Genomic DNA, 16,697 nt, shown 5'->3' with positions numbered 1-16,697 from the left:
CCTAGCCCTTCACAGCGCCGGCCATCAGACCTGACCTCAGCCTGCGCTGGATGATTGCGAAAAAGATCAGGCTCGGGATCGTCGCCATGAGCGACGCCGCGGCGAGCGGGCCGAGCCTCGACACGCCCTCCGGGCCGGTGAACCTCACCAGCGTCAGGGGGAGCGTCATCACGTCCGGGTCCTTCAGGACCACGAGCGCGAACAGGAACTCGTTCCACGAGGAGATGAACGAGAACAGCAGTGTCGCCACCACGCCGGGCGCGAGCAGCGGCGCGACGACGCTGACGATCGCGCGCAGCCGGGTCGCCCCGTCGACGGAGGCGGCCTCCTCCAGCTCGCGCGGCACCGAGCGCACGTAGCCCTGGAGCATCCACAGCGCGAACGGCAGCGTGAACGTCACGTGCACGACGACGAGTCCCGGCAGGGTGTTCACCAGGTCGAGCTGCCGCAGCACCATGAACAGCGGGATGATGATCAGGATGAACGGGAACACCTGGCTGACGAGCACCCAGCCGAGCGCGACCCGCTTGAGCGCGCCCTGGTAGCGGGCCAGCGCGTAGGAGGCGGGCAGCGCCACGGCCACCGTCAGCGCCGAGCTGGCCAGGGCCACGACCAGGCTGCGCAGCCCGGCCCCGACGAGGTCCTGCTCGCTGAACGCGTCGGAGAAGTTGGCCAGCGTCGGGCTGCGCGGGATCCACGTGGGGTCGAGGCTCGCCATCTCCTGCGGCGTCTTCAGCGCCGTCGACAGCAGCCACACCAGCGGGAAGGCCAGGAACACCATGTACGCCAGCAGCGCGACGTACTGGGGGATCTTCTTCATGACGCCTCCCTCAGTTGCCGCCACAGATAGACGCCGAGCAGGCCGAGCACGACGATGACGATGCTGACGCCGAGCGCGGCGGCGTAGCCGAAGAAGCCGTAGCGGAACGCCTCCTCGTAGGCGAACAGCATCGGCAGCCGCGTCTGCCCGCCGGGCCCGCCCTGGGTGAGCACGTAGACCAGGCTGAACTGGTTGACGTTCCACACGAAGTCGAGCGAGGTGATGGTGACGATGATCGGGCGCAGCTGGGGCAGCGTGATGCTCCAGAACTTGCGCCAGGTGCCCGCGCCGTCCATCGCGCCGGCCTCGTACAGCTCCTTGGGCACGTTCTGCAGGCCGGCCAGCAGCACCACGGTGGTCTGCGGCATGCCGCTCCAGATGCCCATGACGATGATGGCGGGCAGCGCCCAGGAGAAGTCGGCCAGCCAGTTGATGTCGGTGCCGAGCGTGCTGTTCACGATGCCGGCGTCGGGGTGGTAGACGAGCCGCCACATCAGGCCGATGACCACGGGCGGCATCGCCCACGGCACGACGGCGAGCACCCGGGCCAGGCCGCGCAGGAACAGCTTCTGGTTGAGCAGCAGCGCCAGCCCCAGCGAGGCGAGGAACTGCAGCACGGTCACGGTGACCGACCAGATGAGGCCGATCCGCATGGACGACCAGAAGTCGCCGTCGCCGAGCAGGTCGGCGAAGTTCTCCAGGCCGACGAAGCTCGTCTCGTGGTTGCGCCCGGCCTCGGCGTCGGTGAACGCCAGCCCGATCCCGTACAGCAGCGGGCCCACGCTGAACAGCACCACCGGCACCAGCGCCGGCAGCATCAGCACCCACATCTCGCGGGTCTGCCTCGGCCGCTGCCGGCCGCGCGCGTGCCGCGCCGGCGGCGCCGGCTTCGTCGCGGTGGCCGTCATGACCTGCCCCCCTCCCTCTTGTCAGCTCGTGTACGGCCCGCCGCCCGGGAAGCCGGGTAGGGCTCCTCCCCCGTCGTCGAGGCGCGCACCGCCAGGCGGGGCGGGACCGTCACCAGGCGGGGCTCGCGGTCGCCGTGCTGCAGCCGGTCCAGCAGCAGCTCGGCCGCGGCCTTGCCGCGTTCGGCCGAGCCGAGCGAGACGCTGGTCAGCGACGGCCATGAGGCCGCGGCCAGGTCGGTGTCGTCCATGCCGACCACGGCCACGTCCTCGGGCACCCGCCGGCCGGCGGCGCGCAGCACGTCGAGGGCGCCGAGCGCGATGAGGTCGTTGGCGCACATGAGCGCGTCGACCCCGGGCTCGCGGAGCAGCAGCTCGGCGACGGCCCGGGCGCCTTCGGCGCGGTAGAAGTCGCCGATCTCGACCAGGTTCTCGTCGTAGGGCAGCCCGAGCGCCTCCAGCGCCTCGCGGTAGGCGGCGCCGCGGGCCGCGCCGGGCACGGTGTCGAGCGGGCCGTTGACCATGCCGATGCGCCGCCGCCCGAGCGCGTGCAGGTGGTCGACGGCGAGCTTGACGCCGGTGCGCGAGTCGGCGCGCACGTTGTCGACCGGGGTGCCCTCCGGCACCGATCCGATGATCACGACGGGGGCGCGGGCGGCGCGCAGCATCTGCAGGTGCTGTTCGGTGACGCGCAGCGGGCTCATGATGAGCCCGTCGACGTAGCGTTCGCCGAGGCTGTGCAGCACGTCGATCTCGTCGGCGGCCACGGCGTCGGTGGAGTGCAGCACGAGCCGGTAGCCGGCGGCCTTGAGCACGGGCTGGATCTGCCGGAGCATGGCGAGGTAGGCGGGGTTGCCGACGTCGGCCATGGCGAAGGCGACCTGGTGGGTGCGGCGCGACTTGAGCGAGCGGGCCACGGCGTTGCGCACGTAGCCGAGCTCGTCGGCGGCGGCCATCACCTTGCGCACGGTCTCCTGCCTGGTCGGCAGGCCGTTGAGCACCCGCGACACCGAGGCGATGGAGACACCGGCGCGCTCGGCGATCGTGGTGATCGTGGGTCCGTCGGCCAAGGCTGTCCTTCCAGAGTCGTAAACGATTTCAGACACCTGCTGTAAACGTTTACGGTGTTTGGCACATGAAACAGCCCCCGTAACCGCAGGGTCAAGTCACGATCCCATAACACCAGGTCAGGAGGCTGTCTCCCAAATCGGGGCCAGGCGGACGGCTACGGAGCGTCAGTCGCGGGCCGTGGCGGGCACCGGGTCGGGGGCGGGCGTCAGCCGGTCGAGCGAGCGGATGGACGGGGCCCCGGTGAGGGCCACGACGGCCGACAGGACGGCGGGCACGATCAGCGCGATCGGCAGCGAGGACGCCTCCGCCACGTAGCCGAGCACGGCGGGGCCGACCAGGAGCCCGCTGTAGCCGAAGGCCGTCACCAGCGAGAGCGCCTTGCCGACGGGCCCGCCCGCGGCGCCGACCGCGCTGAAGATCACCGGCACGACGGTGGCGAGGCCGACGCCCGCCAGGGCCCAGCCGGTCCAGGCGCAGGCCAGCGCGAGCGAGCCGGTCGCCGGGGCGACGAGCACGAGCACGTAGCCGCAGGTGGCGAGCAGCCCGGCGAGCTGGATGGTGCGGATCGAGCCGAGGCGGGCCCGGATCGGGTCGCCCAGCAGGCGGATGGTGGTCATGGCGACGGCGAAGACCGTGTAGGCCAGCGGCGCGGCGGCCGGGTCGGCGTCGAGGACCCAGCGGGCGTGCAGCGCGGCCCAGTCGATGGCGGCGCCCTCGGCCAGGTGCCCGGCGAACGCGGCGACGCCGAGCAGCGCGATCAGCCCCCACTTCAGCGGCGACCCGGACCGGGCGGCCTGCCGCTCGGCGGCGTGCGGGGGCGGGTCGGGCAGCAGCAGCCGCGCCGCCGGCAGGTACAGGAACGGCACCACCACGCCCGCCACGACGAGCAGCGCCTGGGCGTCCAGCCCGGCCTGCAGCACGAGGGCGGTGATCGCGCCGCCGGCCGCCCCGCCGAGGCTCCAGGTGCCGTGGAACGCCGAGATGATCGGCCGCGCGTAACGCCGCTCGACCTCTACCGAGTGGGCGTTCATGGCCACCTCGGTGACGCCCAGTCCCAGGCCGAACAGCACCGCCAGCACCGCCAGCCACAGGTAGTCGGGCGCGAGCGCGGGCCCGAGCAGCACCACGGCCGACGCCGGCCCGGCGAACCAGCACACCGCCCGGCTGGACCACCGGTCCACCAGCGGCCCGGCCACCAGCATCGACACCAGCGCGCCACCCGAGATGAGCAGGAGCACGCTGCCCAGGCGGGCCGGGCCGAGGTCCAGCCGGTCGTTCAGCGACGGCAGCCCGGCCGCCCACAGGCCCATGACGAGTCCCGCCAGGAAGAAGAAGCCGAACACCCCGATACGGGCACGTCGAGCGTCATCGCGTCTTTTGTTCACGTCTAGAGCATAATGAGAGTCACGATGTCTGGGAACAGTGGAGCGACGACGACCGGCGAGCTGCGCGCGCACAACCGGGTGCGGCTGCTGCGCGCCGTGCACGACGGCGGGGCCACGCTGACCAGGTCGCGGCTCACCCGCGATCTGGAGCTGGCCAGAGGCACCGCGTCGGTGCTGGTCGGCGGCCTGGCCGAGGACGCGCTGCTGCACGAGGAGCCGGCCCCCGAGCAGGCCAGGGGCCGCCCGACGATGGTGCCGGGACCGCATCCGCGAGGTCCCGTCGTGCTGGCCGCCGACCTGCGGGAGGACGCCTGGGAGCTGGCGGCGTGCGAGCTGGGCGGCCGGACGGCCGTGCTGGAGGTGCGCGGCCACGACGGCACCCCGCGCGGCGCGCTGGAGCCGCTGGGGGCCGCGCTGCGCGCGCACCGGGCGCGCCTTCGCGGGCGGGCCGTGGGCGCCGGCGTGGCGGTGGCGGGCCCGATCGGCCCCGGCGGCCTGGCGGACGTGCCGCACCTCGGCTGGCGCGCGGTCGACGTGCCCGCCCTGCTGGGGCTGCCGCCCGGCTGGGCCCGGGTCGGCAACGACACCGCGCTGGCCGGGCTGGCCGAGGCCAGGCGCGGGCTGCTGCGCGGCGTCGGGGTCGGCCTGCACCTGCACGTGGACTTCGACCTGGGCGGCGTGCTCGTCGTCGGCGGCCGGCCGCTGGAGGGCGCCGGCGGGATGGGCGCCGAGTTCGGCCACATGCCGCTGACGGGCGGCTCGCTGCCGTGCGCGTGCGGCGCGACGGGCTGCTGGGCGCTCGACGTGGGCGCGAACGCGCTGCTGCGCCACATGGGCCTGGCCCACGGCGGCGGCCGGGGCCGCGAGCAGGCCGAGCGGGTGATGGCCGCGGCACGGGCGGGCGAGCCGGCCGCGGCGCGCGCGGTGGCGGCCGCCGCGCGGGCGCTCGGCCGGGGCGCGGCCGCCCTGGTCAACGCGCACGACCCGGAGGTGGTGACGCTCTCCGGGCTGGCCGCCGACCTGCACGGACAGGCCGGCGCGGTGCTCGCGGAGTCGCTGACGGGCGGGCTGATGACGATCCGCCGCGAGCGCCCGCCGCTCGTCACCCCGGCCGCGATGGGCCGGCGCGCCTCGCTGGTGGGCGCGATGGAGTCGGTCTTCGACGCGTTCCTGACCCCGGAGGGCCTGGCCGGCTGGCTCGCGCGCGACACGCCCGGGAGCACAGTGTGATGCATACCACGAAATATCGCTAGAAAGCACGCTTTAAGGCTGAAAACGACCATCCCGTACGTGATCCGTACGGCGATCCCGGCGGGTCTGTGCACCGGCGGCGGCGGTGAGGCGTCGAGCAGGCAGGTGACCTGACGCGAGGGGGACGGCCGATGGACTTGGAGATCGCGTTGCGCATGTGCGAGGCGGCGTTGCGGCAGGCTTCCCGGGAGGGTTCGGCGATCTCCGTGGCGGTGGTCGACGCCGGCGGACATCTGGTGTCTTTCCAGCGTATGGCGGGTGCGGGGTTCGCCGGCACCACGCTCGCGCCCGGACGGGCGAGCGCCGCCGCGGCCCACCGCAGGCCGACGGCCGAGCTGCCCGGGACGGGCGGCCCGGGAGCCGGGCCGTGGGAGCGCACGCCGGGCGGCCTGCCGCTGTGGTCCGGCCGCGGCCGGAGCGGGTGCGTGGCCGGCGGCGTGGGGGTCAGCGGCGGCACCCCGGAGCAGGACCAGGCGTGCGCCGAAGCGGCCGCCTCGGTGTGGCGGACACGTTGACCGGGCGCTTTGGGCAACACGAACCGCTGGTATCCGCCATGATTAGCCACTGCACTACGGGTAACAGAAACCCCGATCGTCAACTCCCCGAGGAGAGAACAGCAGATGGCACTTCCCACTCTTACCCCAGAGCAGCGCAAGGCCGCGCTGGAGAAGGCCGCGGAGGCTCGCGCCGCCCGCACCGCCCTGCTCGCCAAGGTCAAGACCGGCGAGCTGTCGTTCTCGCAGCTGCTGGAGCGCGATGACGACATCGCCAAGAAGATCAAGGTGTCGCAGGCGCTGCGCGCCGTGAAGGGCGTCGGCCCGGCCAAGGCCACCGCGCTCATGGAGGAGGCGGGCGTCGACGAGAAGCGCCGCCTCGGCGGCCTGGGCGCCCAGCAGCGCAAGAAGCTGGTCGACGCGCTCGGCTAAACCGGCCGGGCGGCCAGGTCCGCGCGCAGCGCCGCGCGGACCGGCCGGCAACGCTCCAGGAGACCGGCACACCCCTCCGCATCACCGGCCGCCTCCCGGAGAGATCCGCGACGCCCCCGCCAGGGACCTCCCCGGTGCCGCCCCCGGGAGGGCCGGGCGCTCAGCTGCGCAGGTAGGCCAGCACCGCGAGCACGCGCCGATGCTGGTCGCTGTCGTCGGCGTAGAGGCCGAGCTTGCTGAAGATGCTCCTGATGTGCTTCTCCACGGCCCCGTCGCTGATCACGAGCTGGCGGCCGATCGCGGGGTTGGACTTGCCCTCCGCCATCAGGCCGAGCACCTCACGCTCCCGCGGTGTGAGCTGGGCCAGCGGGTCGTCCTTGCGCCTGCGCACCATCAACTGCGACACCACCTGCGGATCGAACACGGTCCCGCCCGCGGCGACCCGCCGCAGGCCCTCCATGAACTCGTCCACGTCGACGACCCGGTCCTTCAGCAGGTAGCCCACCGCGCCCCGGGCGTCGGCGAGCAGGTCGTCGGCGTAGGAGACCTCGACGTACTGCGACAGGATGAGCACCGGCGCGCCCGGCACCCGGCGGCGCGCCTCCACGGCGGCGCGCAGCCCCTCGTCGGTGAAGGACGGCGGCATGCGCACGTCCACCACCGACACGTCGGGCCGGTGCTCGGCCACCGCCTCGACGAGGCCGTCGCCGTCACCGACGGTCGCGACCACCTCGCAGCCGAACTCCTCGAGCAGCCTGACCAGGCCCTCCCTGATCAGAACCGCGTCATCGGCCACGACTACGCGCACGGTACCTCCGCTGCTATCACCGTCGGCCCGCCGTCGGGCGAGTGCACCTCCAGCTCCCCGTCGACCGCGCGGAGCCGGTCGGACAGCCCGGCGAGACCATGTCCCTTGGCGACGTGGGCGCCGCCGACCCCATCATCCACGATCGTCAGCACGAGGGCGTCGTCGGTGTGGGTGAGGCGGATGGTGCACACGGTCGCCTGGCTGTGCTTGGCGACGTTGGTGAGGGTCTCGGCGACGACGAAGTAGACGGCGTTCTCCACCGCGGCCTCGTACCGGCCGGTGGCGCGCACGTCCAGCTCGACGGGGACGATCGAGCGCCCGGCGAGGGCGGCGAGCGCCGGGGCCAGGCCGCGGTCGGACAGGATGGGCGGGGCGATGCCGCGCGAGAGCGCGCGCAGCTCGTCGAGCGTCTCGCGGGTGGCGGAGATCGCGGAGGTGAGCGTGGCCTGGGCGGCCTCGGGGTCCTTCTTCAGCTGCCGCTGGGCTCGCGAGAGCTCCATGGCCAGCGACACCAGGCGCTGCTGCGGCCCGTCGTGGATGTCGCGCTCCAGCTTGCGCAGCGCGTTGGCCTCGGCCGACACGGCGGCGGCGCGGCCCTGGGCCAGGTCGTCGATGCGCTCCTGCAGCTCGGCGACGCCGGTGAGCAGGGCCCGGCCGAGCCCGGCGCGCACCAGCGCCGCCCCGCGCACGGTGAAGGGCAGGATGAGCAGGAACAGCAGCCCCAGCGCCACGTAGAAGATCGAGTTGATCAGGTAGCCGTCGCCCAGGCCGAGCAGCTCGGGCAGCTCCACGTTGTCCTCGATGCGCGAGGTGATGAGCCCGTAGATCGGGTAGGTCAGGCCGGCCAGCGGCAGCGCCCAGCAGACCACGGTGAGCACGAACGCGATCAGCGCGGGCGGGAAGTTCACGATGGAGTGCAGCAGGTCGAGCCAGGACTGCCCGCTGGTGAGCGGGTTGACGATCCGCCGGAAGCGGCCCGCCCCGGGCGGGGCCGGCTTGTAGCGGGGCCGCACCGGGGGCCGCTTGAGCACGTCGGACAGCCAGCCGCGCTCCGCGTCGGCGAATCCCCTGGCCGCCAGGAGGGTGGCCGCGAGCACCGGCACGCCGATCCACACCACGGCGGTGCCGACGCCGGCGGACAGGCCGACCAGGGTGACGGCGAAGCCGATCAGCGTGGTGGGGAACCCCACCAGGGTGTAGCGGGTGTCGAGCATGACCCGCCGAATCAGGGAGCGCATGCCTCCACGCTAGAGCCCCGGAAAGCCGTTTTCGAACCGGTGCGCCGGTCTTGCGATGGTAGGGCCAGCCCCACCCCCGGGGTGGTGGCGGGCCGACCGCAAGACGGTGGTTCGCGGCAATGTGCGTGAGCCGCCCGGACGGAAGCCTTGGGACATCGCCCCACCCCCGATGAAACGAGGCTTCCATGACCGTCCTGCTGGAGCGGCCCGCCCTGCGCGAGCAGCCGGCGCGCACCGGTTCTCCGCGCCGGGCCAGGGACCCGTTCATCGACATCCTGCGGGTGTTCGGGATGGCGCTGGTCGTGCTGCAGCACTGGACGATCCCGGTCCTGGACTACGACGGGGCGCGGCTGACCACCGGCAACGCGCTGGCCGAGCCGGGCGTGTGGGTGGTCACGTGGATCAGCCAGGTGATGCCGCTGGTGTTCTTCGCGGGCGGGGCGGCCAACGCGATCAGCTTCGGGCGGGCGGCGCACGGCGGGCCGCAGTGGATCGTCACGCGGGTGCGCAGGCTGGCGTGGCCGCTGCTGCCGCTGGCGGCGGTGTGGCTGCCGCTGCCCCACGTGCTGATGACGCTGGGCGTGCCGGAACAGCCGCTGGAGGTGGGGGCTCGCCTCACCGGGCAGCTCCTGTGGTTCCTGGCGGTCTACCTGATCGCGGTGACGGCGACGCCGTACCTGCTGCGGCTGCACGCCGCGCACGGGTGGCGGGTGGTGGCCGTGCTGGCGGCGGCCGCGGTGCTGACCGACGTGGTGCGCTTCTCGACCGGCGTGGACGCGCTGGGCTACGCGAACATCGTGTTCGTGTGGCTGGCGGTGCACCAGCTCGGCTTCCTGTACGCCGGCGGCCGGCTGCGGCTGCCCGTGCTCATGGCGGCGGGCGGCTTCGGCGCGGCGGCGCTCCTGGTGGCGTACGGGCCCTACCCCGGCAGCATGATCGGGCTGCCCGGCGCGGAGATGTCGAACATGGCGCCGCCCACGCTGGCGATGCTGGCCGTCTCGTTCGGGCAGGTGGGGCTGGCGGCGCTGCTGCGGCCGTGGATCGTGCGGCTGCCGCTGAATCGGGTGCTGGCCTGGGCCGGGCCGCGCATCATGACCGCATACCTGTGGCACATGCCGGCGCTGTTCGCGGTGACGGGCGTGGTCGTGGTGGCGATGCGGGTCCAGACGCCCACGCCGGGCAGCGCGTTCTGGCTGGCCGGGTGGCCGGTGTGGTTCGGCGCGCTGTGCCTGCTGCTGTGGCCGCTGCTGCGCTGGTTCTCCCGGTTCGAGGAGCCGCCCGTGCTGCCGTACGGGAAGGCCACCTGGGCGACGGCGCTCACGTCGGCGGCGCTGACGGGCGGCGGGCTGCTGGCGCTCACGGTCGCCGGGTTCGCGCCCGGCGGGGTGCCGTTCCTGGGCGTCATCGCGGTCCTGGGCGGGCTGCTCCTGACCGGGCCGCGCACCCGGATGTGAGGGCGCCGGTTCGACCACGCGGTGAACTTCGGCAGGATAGGGGTGTGAGCCTTCTCGTTGACCGCCTGCCGGAAGAGATCGACGCCGATCCCGACGCCATTTTCGACGCCTTCGCGTCCTGGAACTCCGAACGGGGGCTCACCCTCTATCCCGCCCAGGAGGAGGCGCTGATCGAGGTGGTGTCGGGCAGCAACCTGATCCTGGCCACGCCGACCGGCTCGGGCAAGAGCCTGGTGGCCGCCGGGGCCCACTTCGCCGCCCTGACCCGGGACGTGCGCACCTTCTACACCGCGCCGATCAAGGCGCTGGTGTCGGAGAAGTTCTTCGACCTGTGCGCGATCTTCGGCACCGAGAACGTCGGCATGATGACCGGCGACGCGAGCGTCAACGCGGGCGCGCCGATCATCTGCTGCACCGCCGAGATCCTGGCCAACGTGGCGCTGCGCGACGGCGCGGCGGCCGACATCGGCCAGGTGGTGATGGACGAGTTCCACTTCTACGCCGAGCCCGACCGGGGCTGGGCCTGGCAGGTGCCGCTGCTGGAGCTGCCGAACGTGCAGTTCATCCTGATGTCGGCGACGCTCGGCGACGTGTCGATGTTCGAGCGCGACCTGACCCGGCGCACCGGGCGGCCGACGGCCGTGGTCAAGCACGCCGAGCGGCCGGTCCCGCTGGTCTACTCCTACCGGATGACGCCGCTGCACGAGTCGCTGGAGGAGATGCTCTCCACCGGCCAGGCTCCCGTCTACGTGGTGCACTTCACGCAGGCGGCGGCGATGGAGCGGGCCCAGGCGCTGATGAGCATCAACATGGCCTCCAAGGCGGAGAAGGAGGCCATCGCCGCGATGATCGGCGGCTTCCGCTTCACCACCCGCTTCGGCCGGGCGCTGTCGCGGCTGGTGCGCCACGGCATCGGCGTGCACCACGCCGGCATGCTGCCGAAGTACCGGCGGCTGGTGGAGCGGCTGGCGCAGGCCGGGCTGCTCAAGGTCATCTGCGGCACCGACACGCTGGGCGTCGGCGTCAACGTGCCGATCCGCACGGTGCTGTTCACGGCGCTGTCGAAGTACGACGGCAACAAGGTGCGCCGGCTGCGCGCCCGCGAGTTCCACCAGATCGCCGGCCGGGCGGGCCGGGCCGGGTTCGACACGATCGGCTACGTGGCCTGCCAGGCGCCCGAGCACGACATCGAGAACGCCAAGGCCCTGGCCAAGATCGGCGACGACCCGAAGCGGCGGCGCGGCTACGCCCGCAAGAAGCCGCCGGAGGGGTTCGTCGGCTGGAGCGAGGAGACGTTCGAGAAGCTCCAGCAGGCCGAGCCCGAGCCGCTCAACTCGCGCTTCAAGGTGAGCAACGCGATGCTGCTGGCGGTGATCAACCGGCCGGGCGACTGCTTCCAGGCGATGAAGCACCTGCTGACCGACAACCACGAGGACCGCAAGTGGCAGCGGCGGCACATCAGCCAGGCCATCGCCATCTACCGGTCGCTGCTGGCGGGCGGCGTGGTCGAGCAGCTCGCCGAGCCCGACGAGCAGGGACGCAGGGCCCGGCTGACGATCCAGCTCCAGGACGACTTCGCGCTCAACCAGGCGCTGTCGACGTTCGCGCTGGCCGCCTTCGACCTGCTCGACCGCGAGTCGCCGAGCTACGCGCTCGACATGGTGTCGATCGTGGAGTCGATCCTCGACGACCCGCGCCAGATCCTGTCGGCCCAGCTGAAGAAGGCCAGGGGCGAGGCGGTCGCGCAGATGAAGGCCGACGGCATGGAGTACGAGGAGCGCATGGAGGCGCTGGCCGAGGTCATGTACCCGATGCCGCTGGACGACCTGCTGCTCGGCGCGTACGAGACCTACCGGCGCGGCCACCCGTGGGTGGGCGACTACACGGTCAGCCCGAAGGCCGTGGTGCGCGACATGTTCGAGCGGGCGATGACGTTCGGCGAGTACATCCAGTTCTACGAGCTGGCCCGGTCGGAGGGCACGGTGCTGCGCTACTTGGCCGACGCCTACCGGACGCTGTCGCGCACGGTGCCCGAGCACCTGAAGACCGAGGACCTGACCGACCTCATCGAGTGGCTGGGCGAGCTGGTCCGCCAGGTCGACTCCAGCCTGATCGACGAGTGGGAGAAGCTGGCCAACCCGGATCTGGCGCTGGAGGAGCGCGAGGCGCTGGAGACGAAGGTGCGGCCGGTGACGGGCAACACCCGGGCGTTCCGGGTGCTGGTGCGCAATGCGATGTTCCGGCTGGTGGAGCTGTGCGCGCTGGAGAAGGAGGAGGAGCTGGAGGAGCTGGCTCCCGACGTCGACTGGGGTGCCGCGCTCGACGCCTACTACGCCGACCACGAGGAGATCCTCACCGACGCCGACGCGCGCGGGCCCGCGCTGCTGCGCATCGAGGAGGAGAGCGGGCTGTGGAAGGTGCGCCAGACGATCAAGGACCCGGCGGGCGACGGCGACTGGGGCATCGACGCGCAGATCGACCTGGCCGCCTCCGACGAGGAGGGGCGCGCGGTCGTCCACGTGACGGGGCTCAACCGGCTCTAGGGAGATAGCCGTGTGCCGGAACGGACTGGCAAGGGCGCTCCGGCACACGCCTGTTCTCTTATTCTCCGGTCGCGTACTTCGGCAACGCGTCATGACAATGTCTCAAGATCGGGACATTTCCCGTCAGCAGGCGGCGATGCGGCAAATCTTCCCGAGCATCCGCTTGGCGTCCTTCGTCTGCTGCTTGAAGTCGGCGGCGGCGGGCTTGCCCCACTCCCCCGACACCGTGTAGACGATCAGCGCGTTGGCGCGGCGCGTCACGACGGCCCGCTCGCCGCCGATGGCCGGCTTCTTGCTCTGGTACGCCTGGCCGGTGATCGAGACGCCCTCGTCGCCGAGCCGTACGGGACGGTAGGAGTAGCGGTAGTCGGCGGTGCCGCAGGCGCGCACGGCCGCGCGCAGGTCGCGCACGGCCTTCTTCGCCGCCCCCGCCGAGCCGTAGAGGATGACCTGCTCGGACTTGGAGTAGTCGGGCACGGCCGTGTAGGTGAGCGTCTTGGCGGCGGTGCGCCCGGCGCGGCCCAGCGTGGCCTTCTGGCACGGGTTGACGACCAGCCGGGCGCTCGTCCTGCCGCTGACCTGCCAGCTGTGCTCGGGGTTCGGGTCGTGCTTGGCCGCGTCCTTCTCGTACAGCATGAAGCCGCCGGGGATGCCCAGGGCGAGGGCGGCGGTTAACGCCACAATGGAGACCATGAGCCAAGATTGTACGAACGCCTGACGCTCTAGCGGCGCAGGTTGGCCGTCCAGGCGTCGAGCTGCGACTGCCAGCCGTCGACGGTCTCCGGCCTGCCCGGCACGCCGGGGCGGGTCTGCCAGGGCAGCGGCCCGCTCTCGCGCCTGTACTCCACGCCGATCGCGTCCAGCCGTTCCAGGTGGGCGGCCAGCCTCCGGCGGAAGTCCGGCAGGTCCCGGTCGGCGGGGCTCCACACGGTCTCGGCGAAGGCCGCCAGCCTCGGGAAGGCCATGTAGTCGACCTGCCGCGGCGAGTCGATGAGCTCGGTCCACACGGCGCACTGCGAGCCCAGCACCCGCTCGGCGGCGGGCTCGCCGCGCAGTTCGGCGGGGATCGGCTCGAAGGCGTAGACGTCCTCCAGGGTGAGCACGGTGCCGAACGGGACCGGCTCGTCCTCGCCCGGCCCCTGCCGGTAGTCGAAGTAGACCGACGTGTTGGGGGTGCTGATCACGTCGTGGCCGTTCCTGGCGGCGGTGACCGCGCCGAGGTCGCCGCGCCAGGAGGCGACGACCGCGCCGGGCGCGAGGCCGCCTTCGAGGATCTCGTCCCAGCCGACGAGCCGCCGCCCGCGGGCGCTCAGGTAGGCGTCGAAGCGGTGGATGTACCAGCTCTGCAGCTCCTCCTCCCCGGCCAGGCCGAGCTCGCGGATGCGGGCCTGGGCGGCGGGGCTGTCGCGCCACTGCTGCTTGGGGCACTCGTCGCCGCCGACGCACACGTACGGGCTCGGGAACAGCTCCAGGACCTCCTCGAAGACGTCCTCGAAGAACCGGATCGTGCTCTCCTCGGCGTTGAGCACGTTCGTGCCGATGCCCCAGCCGGTGCGCACCTCCAGCGGCGTGTCCAGGTTGCCGAGCTCGGGGTAGGCCGCGATGGCGGCCTGGGTGTGGCCGGGCAGGTCGATCTCGGGGACGACGGTGATGTTGCGCTGCCCGGCGTAGGCGACGATCTCCCTGATGTCGTCCTGGGTGTAGTAGCCGCCGTGCGGGCGGCCGTCGAACGGCCCGTTCCAGCCGGTCTGGCTCTGCGTGCGCCAGGCGCCGACCTCGGTGAGCCGGGGGTGGCGGCGGATCTCCACCCGCCAGCCCTGGTCGTCGGTCAGGTGCAGGTGCAGCACGTTGAGCTTGTGCAGGGCCATCAGGTCGACGAACCTCAGCAGGTCCTGCTTGGTCATGAAATGCCGGGCCACGTCGAGGAGGCAGCCGCGCCAGCCGAAGCGCGGCTCGTCCTCGACGTGGGCGGCCCTGATCTCCAGCTCGCCGCCGGGCCCGGCCTTCCGGAAGGCGGCCGGGGGCATGAGCTGCCTGAGCGTCTGCGCCGCGTAGAACGCCCCGGCGGGGCCGCCCGCGGCGATCCGGACGCCGTCCTCGCCGACGGTCAGCCGGTACGCCTCGGGCGGCAGATCGGCCAGGGCGAGCGTGATCGTGCCCGGCCCCGGAGCGGCGGGCGGCAGGTCGCCGCCGGTCACGGGGCCGATCTCGCTCCGCAGCCAGGCGGCCGCCGCGCGCAGCGCCGGGTCGGCGGCGAGCGCGGTGTCCGGGCCCAGGACGAAGCGTCCCGGCAGGACCTGGCTGTGGACGGGCTTGGGCACGATCATGAACGGTTTCCCCCTAGTGACAGGTGACGGTGGCGTCGGCGAAGTCGACGTGGTCGGAGTAGGCGTTGTCGCCGCCGTTGGTGGCGACCAGCCGCACGTGGCGGGCGCCCTCGACGGAGGCGGTGACCTCGACGGCCGGGTCGGCGCCGGTGACGAGCTCGGAGGCGGCGACGCGCCCGCCGTCGGCCCACACCTCGAAGCGGGCCGAGCCGGCCTGGCCGACCTCGTCGTCGATGCCGCCCAGGAACCGGATCGTGGCGCAGCGGCCCGCGGTGTAGTACTCGATCTCGGCGGGCGCGTGCGCGCCGAGCCCCTTGGCGTACCGGACGCCCTCGATGGTGAGCGGGCGGCCGTCGCCGGCGGCGCGCTCGCCGTTGCTGGCGTCCTTCTCGACGGGGCCGAAGTGGTTCTTGACCGCCGTCCAGGTCAGGTCGCTGAGCTGGGTGGCGCCGGGGCCGGGAGCGCGCGCGACCCTGACGACCGCCTCGCCCGGCACCCGGCCGCCGGCGAAGGCGGCGACGGCGGTGAGCCGGTGCTCGGTGAGCGCCGCGCCGCCGGGCGGGGTGACGGCCCAGGTGACGGCGAACGTCTCGCCGCCGCGCAGCCTGCCGGTGGCGGCGGGCGTGCGCGCCTCGGCCCGCCATCCTTCGGGTACGGCCAGCGTCACGGTCAGGTCGCGCAGCGCGCCGGTGGCGCCGGTGTTGACCACCCGGGTGACGATCTCGCCGGTCACGCCGGGCTCCAGCACGGAGGGCCGGTCGTCGCCGAGCGCGGCCGGGTCGACCTCGAACGTGACCAGCGGCGTACCGACACGGCCGTCCGACACCCGGTACATGGCGGCGCCGTGCGCGGGGACCTGGGCGGCCAGCTCGCCGGTGCTGCCGGTCACCGTGCCGGTCCACAGGTCCTCGATCCGGTGGTGGCCGGGGCCGAGGTCCGTGGAGATCGTCGCGGCCCGGTCGCTCTCGTTGAACAGCACGATCGCCCGGTCGCCGCTCGCCAGCGGCTTGACCAGCACGTGGTACCAGCCGTCGGAGCGGGCCAGGGCGCCGTGCGCGCCGAGCGGGTCCCGGGCGACGGCGATCACCTCGGGGTCGGCGACGATCTCGCGCGGCGCCCTGGCCGGGTCGGCCTGGAGGATCAGCGGCGCCGCGCCGATCGCCCACAGGGAGAACTGGGCGCGGTACTCGGTTGCGGTCATGCCGCCGAGCCCGGCCTGGATGAGGTCGGGGTCGGCCCAGCTTCCCGCGCCCGCGTACTCGGCGCGCAGCTGGTTGAACTCCCAGATGTCGACCATGGTCGCGTAGCTGTCGGCGATGGGCCGGTTGAAGACGTTGGTCCGCCAGGTGGTGGCCCCGGCCTCCTTGCCCCACAGCCACGGGACGGTGTTGCCGTCCTCGTTGTTCATCGCGAACACGACGCCGTCGCCGAGCGCCTGGCGCATGCGCGGGTAGAGCGTCCGGGCGATCTGCTGGACGTTCTGGCCGGGGAAGTCGGCCTTGGGGATGTCGCACCAGTCGTACTTGACGTAGCCGACGCCCCACGCCTTGACCTGGGCTGCGTCGGCGGCCTCGGAGCCGTAGGAGCCCGGGCCGCCGCCGGCGCACGCCTTCGTGCCCGCCGACAGGCTCACGCCCAGGTCGAGGCCCTTGCCGCGCACGTACGCGGCCAGGGCCTCGATGCCGGAGGGGAAGCGGGCCGGGTCGGCGGCCAGCGCGCCGCCGGAACGCTGCGAGGCCAGCCAGCAGCCGTCGAGGATGACGTACCGGTAGCCGAGCGGCGCGAGCGGGGCGAGCGCGTCGGCGGCGGCCCTGACGGACGTCTCGGAGACCGAGCAGCCGAGCGAGCGGCTGCTCCAGCCCATCGGCGGGCCCGCCGCGGGGGCCTGGGCGGCGGCGGGTAAGGGGACGGAGAGCATGGTGAGGAGGACCGCCGCGAGGGCGGCCGGTGCGGTGCGCATGGGGGTCCC

14 protein-coding genes are annotated in these 16,697 nt (G+C 73.0%); 5 read left to right on the top strand and 9 right to left on the bottom strand.

What is annotated here, in order from left to right; all coding sequences use genetic code 11:
* Window position 1: 1 nt before the first annotated feature.
* The 4 genes from ACWDXC_RS37085 to ACWDXC_RS37070 all read right to left on the bottom strand — a co-directional run bounded on the left by ACWDXC_RS37085 (window position 2) and on the right by ACWDXC_RS37070 (window position 4,181).
* Window positions 2–820 (bottom strand): carbohydrate ABC transporter permease, encoded by an 819-nt coding sequence (locus ACWDXC_RS37085; RefSeq protein ID WP_219519715.1) that lies wholly within the window; start codon window positions 818–820, stop codon window positions 2–4.
* Complete coding sequence (locus tag ACWDXC_RS37080; protein WP_449990190.1) at window positions 817–1,728, bottom strand: carbohydrate ABC transporter permease; 912 nt, start codon at window positions 1,726–1,728, stop codon at window positions 817–819. The genes ACWDXC_RS37085 and ACWDXC_RS37080 overlap by 4 nt, the downstream gene beginning before the upstream one ends.
* Window positions 1,725–2,795 carry a LacI family DNA-binding transcriptional regulator gene (locus ACWDXC_RS37075; protein WP_449990187.1) on the bottom strand — a complete coding sequence of 357 codons (1,071 nt, stop codon included), beginning with the start codon at window positions 2,793–2,795 and terminating at the stop codon, window positions 1,725–1,727. Before ACWDXC_RS37075 ends, ACWDXC_RS37080 begins: the two co-directional genes overlap by 4 nt.
* Before the next feature lie 165 nt (window positions 2,796–2,960).
* A complete protein-coding gene (locus tag ACWDXC_RS37070; protein ID WP_449990185.1) occupies window positions 2,961–4,181 on the bottom strand; it encodes an MFS transporter in 1,221 nt (406 codons plus the stop codon).
* Window positions 4,182–4,205: 24 nt separating this feature from the next.
* On the opposite strand from ACWDXC_RS37070, the gene ACWDXC_RS37065 reads away from it, so the two are divergent.
* From ACWDXC_RS37065 to mihF, 3 genes are all read left to right on the top strand, one after another.
* Complete coding sequence (locus tag ACWDXC_RS37065; RefSeq protein WP_449990182.1) at window positions 4,206–5,411, top strand: ROK family protein; 1,206 nt, start codon at window positions 4,206–4,208, stop codon at window positions 5,409–5,411.
* Between the two features lie 152 nt (window positions 5,412–5,563).
* A complete protein-coding gene (locus ACWDXC_RS37060) occupies window positions 5,564–5,947 on the top strand; it encodes a heme-binding protein (RefSeq protein WP_364181856.1) in 384 nt (127 codons plus the stop codon).
* A 105-nt stretch (window positions 5,948–6,052) separates the two neighbouring features.
* Window positions 6,053–6,358, top strand: a complete 306-nt coding sequence (mihF, locus tag ACWDXC_RS37055) for an integration host factor, actinobacterial type (protein ID WP_049567253.1) — start codon at window positions 6,053–6,055, stop codon at window positions 6,356–6,358.
* A gap of 160 nt (window positions 6,359–6,518) precedes the next feature.
* Here mihF and ACWDXC_RS37050 read toward each other — a convergent pair whose 3' ends face one another.
* Window positions 6,519–7,166: a response regulator transcription factor gene (locus ACWDXC_RS37050; protein WP_219519206.1), complete on the bottom strand. Its 648-nt coding sequence runs from the start codon at window positions 7,164–7,166 to the stop codon at window positions 6,519–6,521.
* Entirely contained in the window at window positions 7,157–8,404 is a 1,248-nt protein-coding gene (locus tag ACWDXC_RS37045; RefSeq protein WP_449990177.1) for a sensor histidine kinase, read from the bottom strand. Before ACWDXC_RS37045 ends, ACWDXC_RS37050 begins: the two co-directional genes overlap by 10 nt.
* 185 nt (window positions 8,405–8,589) lie before the next feature.
* On the opposite strand from ACWDXC_RS37045, the gene ACWDXC_RS37040 reads away from it, so the two are divergent.
* Both ACWDXC_RS37040 and ACWDXC_RS37035 read left to right on the top strand, forming a co-directional pair.
* A complete protein-coding gene (locus ACWDXC_RS37040; RefSeq protein WP_449990174.1) occupies window positions 8,590–9,858 on the top strand; it encodes an acyltransferase family protein in 1,269 nt (422 codons plus the stop codon).
* A gap of 44 nt (window positions 9,859–9,902) precedes the next feature.
* Window positions 9,903–12,401, top strand: a complete 2,499-nt coding sequence (locus tag ACWDXC_RS37035; protein ID WP_364181866.1) for a DEAD/DEAH box helicase — start codon at window positions 9,903–9,905, stop codon at window positions 12,399–12,401.
* A 123-nt stretch (window positions 12,402–12,524) separates the two neighbouring features.
* Here ACWDXC_RS37035 and ACWDXC_RS37030 read toward each other — a convergent pair whose 3' ends face one another.
* The 3 genes from ACWDXC_RS37030 to ACWDXC_RS37020 are packed head-to-tail and all read right to left on the bottom strand — an operon-like array spanning window position 12,525 to window position 16,688.
* Complete coding sequence (locus ACWDXC_RS37030; protein WP_219519214.1) at window positions 12,525–13,094, bottom strand: hypothetical protein; 570 nt, start codon at window positions 13,092–13,094, stop codon at window positions 12,525–12,527.
* Window positions 13,095–13,123: 29 nt separating this feature from the next.
* Window positions 13,124–14,728, bottom strand: coding sequence for a beta-N-acetylhexosaminidase (locus tag ACWDXC_RS37025; protein WP_449990171.1), 1,605 nt, complete (start codon window positions 14,726–14,728; stop codon window positions 13,124–13,126).
* Window positions 14,729–14,741: 13 nt separating this feature from the next.
* Window positions 14,742–16,688, bottom strand: coding sequence for an NPCBM/NEW2 domain-containing protein (locus tag ACWDXC_RS37020; protein ID WP_449990168.1), 1,947 nt, complete (start codon window positions 16,686–16,688; stop codon window positions 14,742–14,744).
* Window positions 16,689–16,697: the final 9 nt, after the last annotated feature.

This window comes from Nonomuraea sp. NPDC003214 (assembly GCF_053590035.1).
This window is presented reverse-complemented; position numbering and strand designations above follow the sequence as displayed.